At 65.8% G+C, this 8,197-nt stretch carries 8 protein-coding genes; 6 read left to right on the top strand and 2 right to left on the bottom strand.

The genetic code is table 11. The features are described 5' to 3' along the window. The first annotated feature begins 299 nt into the window (after positions 1-299). The 5 genes from CF161_RS12205 to CF161_RS12185 all read left to right on the top strand — a co-directional run bounded on the left by CF161_RS12205 (position 300) and on the right by CF161_RS12185 (position 5,000). A complete protein-coding gene (locus tag CF161_RS12205; protein WP_020296879.1) occupies positions 300-995 on the top strand; it encodes a Crp/Fnr family transcriptional regulator in 696 nt (231 codons plus the stop codon). Positions 996-1,028: 33 nt separating this feature from the next. Then, positions 1,029-1,490: a hypothetical protein gene (locus CF161_RS12200; RefSeq protein WP_020296878.1), complete on the top strand. Its 462-nt coding sequence runs from the start codon at positions 1,029-1,031 to the stop codon at positions 1,488-1,490. A gap of 72 nt (positions 1,491-1,562) precedes the next feature. Next, a complete protein-coding gene (locus tag CF161_RS12195) occupies positions 1,563-2,168 on the top strand; it encodes an SCO family protein (protein ID WP_020296877.1) in 606 nt (201 codons plus the stop codon). Beyond that, positions 2,168-2,656, top strand: coding sequence for a copper chaperone PCu(A)C (locus CF161_RS12190; protein ID WP_020296876.1), 489 nt, complete (start codon positions 2,168-2,170; stop codon positions 2,654-2,656). Before CF161_RS12195 ends, CF161_RS12190 begins: the two co-directional genes overlap by 1 nt. Positions 2,657-2,912: 256 nt before the next feature. Next, entirely contained in the window at positions 2,913-5,000 is a 2,088-nt protein-coding gene (locus CF161_RS12185; RefSeq protein ID WP_043229269.1) for an EAL domain-containing protein, read from the top strand. Positions 5,001-5,039: 39 nt separating this feature from the next. Here CF161_RS12185 and CF161_RS12180 read toward each other — a convergent pair whose 3' ends face one another. Then, positions 5,040-5,951 carry a universal stress protein gene (locus CF161_RS12180; protein WP_020296874.1) on the bottom strand — a complete coding sequence of 304 codons (912 nt, stop codon included), beginning with the start codon at positions 5,949-5,951 and terminating at the stop codon, positions 5,040-5,042. A gap of 110 nt (positions 5,952-6,061) precedes the next feature. Then, the gene (locus CF161_RS12175) at positions 6,062-7,135 is read right to left on the bottom strand and encodes an NAD(P)-dependent alcohol dehydrogenase (protein ID WP_020296873.1); all 1,074 of its coding nucleotides are present in this window, start codon (positions 7,133-7,135) and stop codon (positions 6,062-6,064) included. A gap of 210 nt (positions 7,136-7,345) precedes the next feature. Between CF161_RS12175 and CF161_RS12170 the strand changes: the two genes are divergently transcribed. Then, on the top strand, positions 7,346-8,197 hold an 852-nt coding region (locus CF161_RS12170), incomplete at its 3' end, for an HlyD family secretion protein (RefSeq protein ID WP_020296872.1).

Below are 8,197 nucleotides of genomic sequence, written 5' to 3'. Positions count from 1 at the left end.
GCCATGCGGGACGTGGGTTTGGGTGCAACGGCCATCTTTGATGCGCTCCTACGGGCTCGACGGGTGGACTGCCAGGCCCAGGTCTCGTCATAGCCGTACGAGCTGTCCCCGGCTGCCGGAATCTAAGGCTCGGATCGCGAGCGGGGCTATAAGGTGAGTCTGAAACTCAGCCGCCTGCCTTTTTGCCCCCGCCCCTCTTCGCCGCACTCTGTGCTGTAGCGAACAGACCCGCTGCCGGATCTTGCCCACACTGCATCACCGCCCACCCTCTGTTACCTGATGTGCTACAGGACCTTCGCATGCCAGCCACCGTGATCCGCAGCGCGCACAATCAGTTGATCCAGGGTTTGCCCCCGGGGCAGCGCCTGAGTGTGCTGGCCCATTGCGAAACCGTGGAGCTGAGTTTCGGCAAGGTCTTGTGCGAGGCGCGCCAGCCGCTGGAGCACCTGTATTTTCCGCAGACCGCGTTTATCTCCCTGGTGGCGACCCTGGGTGACCACCCGCCGCTGGAGATGGGCCTGACTGGCAACGAGGGGGTGCTTGGGGCCAGTGTGCTGCTGGGGGTCGAGACGGCGCCGCTGCGCGCGGTGGTCCAGGGCGCCGGTAGCTGCCTGCGCATGGGCCTGGGTCAGTTGCCTCTGGCCCTGGCCGCCAACCCGCTGTTGCGCGCGGCCCTGGATCGCAGCCTGTACCGCTTGCTGCTGCAACTGTCGCAAACGGCGGTGTGCACGCACTTTCATGCCATCGAACCACGCCTGGCGCTGTGGCTGCTGATGATTCATGACCGCGCCCACGCCGACCACTTCCACCTGACCCATGAGTTCCTCGGCAATATGCTCGGTGTACGGCGCAGCGGCGTGACCGTGGCCGCAGGCGCCTTGCAGCAGCGCAAGCTGATCCGCTACAGCCGTGGCGAGATCACCATCCTCGACCGCAAAGGGCTGGAAGCCGCCGCCTGCGAGTGCTACGCCACGCTCAATCGACAGACGCCCTAGGCCCATTGCCTGATCCAGGACAAGCCCCACGCAATGCAGTGCCACTATGTGCGGACGCCGATCATCGGCCAGCGCGGAGTCGCCGCCCTCTACCGGCGCAGCCTGTTCCTCTGCCCCCCCGACTGCGACGGCCAGCCGACCCTGCCCGGCCTGCCCAGTTTTCGCATCAGCCAGGGCGGGGTGAAGATCTTCGCCCCGAGCGCCTGCCACAGCCCGGCGCCCGGGGCACTGAACGCGCGACCGTTGAGCGCGCGCCTGCGGCGCAATGTCGCACGCCACAGCCATCGCGCCAGCGTCCCGCAAACCGCCTCTGCCCAGCGTCGGTTTTTCCAGGGTCTGCGTGCAGCCCGCCCACAGCAGTGCCTGCGCGGTTTTGCAGGCGGCGGCGAGGGCTGCCGGCGCAGCGCCGATCCAGGCTCTGGGGTGGCGGTTCGGGGCTGGCCGAGGGCGACCTGTCGTCGTGCCCCGGCGCCTCAATGGTCCGGGGTTTGTTAATATCCGCGGCCTTGAAACAAACCCACCGCCTGGCCTTCTTCGACTGCCAGCCTTGGCAAAGGGCAGTAATGCATGAGTGTTTTAGTCACCCGCCGCAAAGTGATTGCCGGCATGGGCCTGTTGGGCCTGGGCCTGCTCGCCGGCTGCGACAGCAGCAGCAAGCTCTCCTACAAGTACGGCAAGGACTTGAGCGACAAGATCCTCGGCCGGACCTTCAAGCTGCGCGACACCGACGGCAATCAGAAGCTGCTGTCGAGCTACCGGGGCCTGATGCCCATGGTCTTCTTCGGCTTCACCCAATGCCCCGCCGTCTGCCCCACGGCCCTGGCGCGGGCGGTGCAGGCCAAGAAGTTGATGGGCCGCGACGGTGATCGCCTGCAGGTGATCTTCATCACCCTGGACCCGGAGCGCGATACGCCCGAGGTACTCAAGGCCTACGTCAAAGCCTTCGACCCCAGCTTCGAGGCGCTGTACGGCACCCTGGAAGAAACCGCGGAGACCGCCAAGGAGTTCGGCGTGTTCTATGAAAAGATCCCCAGCGGCTCGACCTACACCCTGTCCCACAGCGCCACCAGTTTTGTCTTCGACTCCCGCGGCGTACTGCGCCTGGGGCTGTCCCCTTCCCTGACCGCGCAGGAATGCGCGGAAGATCTGCTTACCGTGATGGAGGTCTGCTGATGCACCCCGCCCCTCGTAACCCTGCTTTTTCCCGCCGCGCCAAACAGGCCGTGGCCATTCTTTCGCTGCTGGGCCTGGCCTGGCACGCTTCGGCCCAGACCCGGGTCGACGACGCCTGGGTCCGCGCCACGGTGCCCGGCCAGCAGGCCACCGGCGCATTCATGACCCTGACCGCCGACAGCGACAGCAAACTGCTGAGCGTGCAATCGCCGGTGGCCAAGACCGTGCAGATCCACCAATCGAGCATGAACAACGACGTGATGCGCATGGAAGCCGTGCAAGCGGTGGACCTGCCGGCCGGCAAGGCGGTCAACTTCGACCCCCACGGCTATCACGTGATGCTGATCGACCTGGTGGCCCAGGTGAAGGAAGGCGACCAGGTGCCGCTGACCCTGACGGTGCAGAACGCCAAGGGCGAGCAGGAGTCGATCCAGCTCCAGGCGCCGGTGCGGGCGCTGAACATGCCTGAGCACCATATGCAGCACTGAGCCTTGATCGGGTGATGCCAGCGGCCTTGAATCCTCACGGATCAAGGCCGTTTTGCTGTGTGCGGCCCGGCGTTCATCTGCCTCGCCAGGCCCTGTTCTCGCGCCTCAAGTACAGCGCTGAACCCGACAAAACCTGTACTAAAGAACCATTGTCAGACAAAAACCCGTTTGCTATTCAGTGCGGCCTCTTTTTGAGCCCCACCCACAGGTGTGCGTTGCCCCTGCTAGCGGTCTGGCCAATACCCGTTTCGAGACCCTGACGATGATAGAAAACTCCGATGTGATGTACCGCCTGCTGGTACAGAGCGTGATCGACTACGCCATCTATAGGCTGACCCCGGACGGCATCGTCTGTAACTGGAATGCCGGGGCGCAACGGGCCAAGGGCTACACCTCGGAAGAAATCGTCGGCGAGCATTTCTCGGTGTTTTACGACCCCGCGGAACAGGCCGCCCAGACCCCGCAACAGAACCTGGATATCGCCCGCGACACCGGACGCTTCGAAGCCGAGGGCTGGCGCCTGCGCAAGGACGGCAGCTCGTTCTGGGCCCGCGTGGTGATCGATGCCATCCATGACGATGACGGGCAGTTGGTCGGCTTCGCCAAAATCACCCGCGACATCACCGAACGCCGCCAATATGAAATGGACCTGCTGCGGGCCAAGGAACTGGCGGAAAGCCAAAGCGAGAAAATGGCCTCGCTGTCGATGTTCCTCGATTCGGTGATCTCCAATATCCCGTCCAGCGTCATGGTGCAGGACGTCGCCACGCGGCAGATCCTGCTGGCCAATCCCCAGGCCGAACGCCTGTTCGGCAACGAGCGCCGGCACATGATCGGGCGCACCGCCAGCGACTGCATGGCGCCGGCCATCGCCGGCTACATCGAACACCTGACCGAGCATTGCCTGCACCACGACGGCCTGCACCTGACCGAGGATCGCCTGGACACCCAGTCCGGCACGCGCACCCTGCGCACTCGCACCCTGCTCAGCAAAAGCACCGAGGCCCGTGGCAACTATGTGTTGCAGATCGCCGATGACGTCACCGATGAAATCGCCGCCCATGCCCAGATCCATCACATGGCCCACCACGACGAACTCACCGGCCTGCCCAACCGCACCCTGTTCCACGCCTGCCTCGACGAAGCCCTCAAGGAAGGCAGCCGGCGGCAGAACCTGACAGCGGCGCTGTGCCTGGACCTGGACAACTTCAAGAACATCAACGACGCCCTGGGCCATGCCTTTGGCGATCGCCTGCTGCGGGCCCTGGGCCAACGCCTGCGCGGCGTGCTGCGCGACCAGGACACCCTGGCGCGGCTGGGGGGCGATGAGTTCGCCATTGTCCTGCCCAACCTCGCCAGTGCCGAAGACGCCCAGAGCACCGCGCGCCGCTTGATCGAGGCAGTCGCCCCGCCCTTCCTGATCGATGGCCACAGCTTTGCCGTGGGCCTGAGCCTGGGCATCGCCATCGCCCCCGACGACCACAACACCCCGGAGCAATTGCTGCGCTACGCCGACATGGCGCTGTATGAAGCCAAGCGCAACGGCCGCAACCGCTTTGAACTGTTCCGCGCCGAGCTGGATGAAGCGGCACGCCGGCGTCGCATGATGGAGACCGACCTGCGCACCGCCCTGCACCTGGGGCAGTTGCAGCTGTATTACCAGCCGATCATCGGCCAGCACGACCAGCAGATTTCCGGCTACGAGGCCCTGATGCGCTGGCAGCACCCGAGCAAGGGGCTGATCATGCCGATGGACTTTATCCCCATCGCCGAAGAAACCGGGCTGATCCACGAGATCGGCGCCCGCGCCCTGAACCTGGCCTGCCAGGAAGCCGCGAGCTGGGCCACCGAGCAATCGGTGGCGGTCAACCTGTCGCCGATCCAATTCAAGAACAACGATCTGCTGGGCATCGTGCAACTGGCCCTGGCCGACTCGGGGCTGGCACCCTCGCGCCTGGAACTGGAGATCACCGAATCGGTGCTGCTGGACAACAGCGAAGGCAACCTGCGCACCTTGCAGGCCCTCAAGGAATTGGGGGTGTGCATCGCCCTCGATGACTTCGGCACCGGCTATTCGTCACTGGGCTACCTGCGCTCGTTCCCCTTCGACCGGATCAAGATCGACAAATCCTTCGTCAAGGACATGGGCCAGAGCCGCGAGGCGCTGTCGATCATCCGCGCCATCACCGGGATGAGCAGCAGCCTGCTGATCAAGACCACCGCCGAAGGCGTGGAAACCCACGAACAGTTCAACCAGTTGCAGGCCGAAGGCTGTTCGCACTTCCAGGGCTACCTGTTCGGCCACCCGCGCCCGGCGGCGGAGCGCTGCAAGAAACTGCCGTGACCCGGCGCCGGGCCTGATCGCCCCGCGCCAGGGCCGGGGCTACCCCTGGCCCAGGGGTTTGACCGCCAGCACGCTGCCGGGCATCGAGTACAGCGCGCGCTCGGTGGTGCTGCCGATCAGCCGGCCAAAGCCGCTGCGGTGCACGGTGCCCATGACCACCACGTCCACCAGGAACTCGTCGACGAACTCGGCGATGGTCGGCACCGGCGGGCCCATGACGAAATGCTGCTGCTCGGGGGGCACCCCGTATTGCTCGGCCAGGGCGATAAAGGCGCGGTGCAGGGATTCGCGCAACTCTTCCATGATGTTGCTGGCCCAGGCGGACGCCGTCATCGGCACCTCGGGGTTGAAGGCCGGGGTCAGGTCGTAGGCGTACAGCAGGTGCAGCTGCGCGTCGCATTGCAGGGCCAGGGCAGTGGCGGTCTGGATGATCTGGCCGTTGTGGCCGCTGATCAGGGTGTCGGGATCGGCCGGATCGACGGCGGCGACGATGCGCCGTGGCAGCGCATGGGCCACCTGATTGACCAGGTGCACCGGCACCGGGCATTCGCGCAGCAGGTGGCAATCGATGGGGGTCACGAACGCGCGTTTGAGTGCCGATTCCAGCACCACGTCCTTAATCAGCAGGTCCGGCTGAAACTGCGCAACGTACTGCAACATGTCCTTGAGCGGCTCGGCGGTCCAGACCACTTGGGTGGTGACCTTGACCCCCTGCTCGCGCATCCACTGCGCCTCCACCTGCAGCCAGTGTTCGGCCCGTTGCAGGTAACGCTCGCGCGCCGTGTCGCTCATGCGCTCTTCCCACAGGTGGATGCGCGGCGGCGGCTCGATAAACACCAGCGCATGCAGGCTCGCCTCACTGGCCAGGGCCAGGGCGGCGGCACGCCGCGCGGCGGGTGAGCGGTGCTGCTCGGGGTCGACGATCAACAACAGGCGCTGATACTGGCTCATTTTTTCTCTCCATGACCTTGAGTGTCGGGTATGGAGCCCATGGTGAGCGCTCTGCCGGCGCGGCACTTGATCTCCATCAAGCCAGTGCCGCGCCGAGCGTCATCCGTCACTCAGGGGGTAATGGCAATCTTCATGACGCCATCGCGCTGGTGGGCGAAGAGTTCATACGCGGCCTCGATGTCATCCAGTTTGAAGCGGTGGGTGACCAGCGGCGAAAGGTCGACGCAGCCGCTGGCGACCACTTCCATCAAGCGCCGCATGCGCTCCTTGCCGCCCGGGCACAGGGTGCTGACGATGCTCAGGTCGCCAAGGCCGGCGGCGAAGGCGTCCAGGGGGATATGCAGGTCGCTGGAATACACCCCCAGGCTCGACAGCGTGCCGCCCGGGCGCAGCACCCGCAGCGCCGACTCGAAGGTGCCCTGGGTGCCGAGCGCCTCGATGGCCACGTCCACCCCACGGCCCTGGGTCAGGGCCATGATCTGCTGCACCACGTCGCCGTTCTTGAAATCCACCACATGGGTCGCGCCCAGGCCACGGGCGACCTGCATGCGCTCGGCCACGGTGTCGATGCCGATGATGGTGGTCGCGCCCTTGAGCCGCGCCCCGGCCACCGCGCACAGGCCGATCGGCCCGAGGGCGAACACCGCCACCGTGTCGCCGATATCCACCGCGCCGCGCTCGGCCCCAGAGAACCCGGTGGACATGATGTCCGGGCACATCAGCACCTGTTCGTCGCTGAGGCCATCGGGGATCGGGCACAGGTTGGCCAGGGCATCCGGCACCAGCACGTACTCGGCCTGGCAGCCGTCGATGGTGTTGCCGAACTTCCAGCCGCCGGCGGCACGGAAGCCGTGGCGGGTGTCGGGTCCATCCTGGGCGCCGCAGCCGCAAAGGCAGGCGAAGCTCTGGCCGCTGGGGGTGATGGCGCCGGCAATCACCCGCTGGCCCTCGCTGAACCCGCGCACCTGGGACCCCAGGCGTTCAATGATGCCCACCGGTTCATGGCCGATGGTCAGGCCCTTGGCCACCGGGTACTCGCCGCGCAGGATGTGCACGTCGGTGCCGCAGATAGTGGTGGTGGTAATGCGCACCAGCGCATCCAGCGGGCCGACCTCGGGGATGGTCTTGTCTTCGAGCACGATCCGGTTTTTCTCGACGAATACCGCCGCCTTCATCTTGGCCATGAGCATGATCTCCTGTGGGATTGAGCGATCTCTACAGGCTGCGCCCCAGGCGCCGCCCTGGGGTTGATCATGGTCAACAAAGGGCGGATTGAAAGGCCGGACCGCTCCTTATCAGCGATAAACCGGATGATCGGCAGAAATCCGTACTTGTTAGTAAATATTACATGAATCATATTACGCACATAATATTTCAACCTCGGATGCCCTCCCATGACCAGCCTGTCCGCCGCCGCCGAAACCGCCGTCACCCCGCCACCGGCCCCAGCGCGCCGACGCAAACCCCTGCTGATCGGTGCCCTGGGCCTGGCGGCCCTGGTGGCGCTGGGGCTGTACGCCGAGCACTGGTGGAGCGCCGGGCGGTTTATCGAAACCACCGACGACGCCTATATCGGCGGCGATGTCACGGTGATCGGGCCCAAGGTCGCCGGGTATATCGAGCAGGTGCTGGTCAGCGATAACCAGCGGGTGCAGGCCGGCGACCTGCTGATTCGCCTGGATTCGCGGGACTACCGCGCCAACCTGGACAAGGCCGAAGGCGCGGTGGCCGGCCAAGAGGCATTGCTGGCCAACCTCGACGCCACCGAGCAGTTGCAGCACGCGGTGATTGGCCAGGCCCGGGCCGGGATCGACGCCACGGGGGCGGAGATGAGCCGCTCGCGGGAAGACAATGCGCGCTACAAACGCCTGGTGGGCAGCTCGGCGGTGTCGGTGGAAAGCGCCCAGCGCGCCGATGCCACGTTCAAGACCGCCCAGGCCCTGAACGCCCGGGCCGAGGCCGAATTGCTGGCCAGCCAGCGCCAGCTGCAGGTGATTGCCACGCAAAAACTCCAGGCACGCGCCGCATTGATGCAGGCCCGGGCCGAGCGCGACCTGGCGCGCCTGAACCTGGCCTACACCGAGCTACGGGCGCCGGTCGACGGGGTGATCGGCAACCGCCGCGCGCGGCCCGGCGCCTATGCCCAGGCCGGCTCGCAACTGCTGTCGCTGGTGCCGGCCAGCGGCCTGTGGGTGGACGCCAATTTCAAGGAAGACCAGCTCGAACACATGCTCCCCGGCCAACGG

It is taken from the genome of Pseudomonas sp. CF161, assembly GCF_000416215.1.
Lineage (GTDB): Bacteria > Pseudomonadota > Gammaproteobacteria > Pseudomonadales > Pseudomonadaceae > Aquipseudomonas.
This window is presented reverse-complemented; position numbering and strand designations above follow the sequence as displayed.

What these genes read in the sequence shown, in the direction of transcription:
- CF161_RS12205 (WP_020296879.1), top strand. Translation starts at nt 300, where the DNA reads ATGCCAGCCACCGTGATCCGCAGCGCGCACAATCAGTTGATCCAGGGT.
- CF161_RS12200 (WP_020296878.1), top strand. Translation starts at nt 1,029, where the DNA reads ATGCAGTGCCACTATGTGCGGACGCCGATCATCGGCCAGCGCGGAGTC.
- CF161_RS12195 (WP_020296877.1), top strand. Translation starts at nt 1,563, where the DNA reads ATGAGTGTTTTAGTCACCCGCCGCAAAGTGATTGCCGGCATGGGCCTG.
- CF161_RS12190 (WP_020296876.1), top strand. Translation starts at nt 2,168, where the DNA reads ATGCACCCCGCCCCTCGTAACCCTGCTTTTTCCCGCCGCGCCAAACAG.
- CF161_RS12180 (WP_020296874.1), bottom strand. Translation starts at nt 5,951, where the DNA reads ATGAGCCAGTATCAGCGCCTGTTGTTGATCGTCGACCCCGAGCAGCAC.
- CF161_RS12175 (WP_020296873.1), bottom strand. Translation starts at nt 7,135, where the DNA reads ATGGCCAAGATGAAGGCGGCGGTATTCGTCGAGAAAAACCGGATCGTG.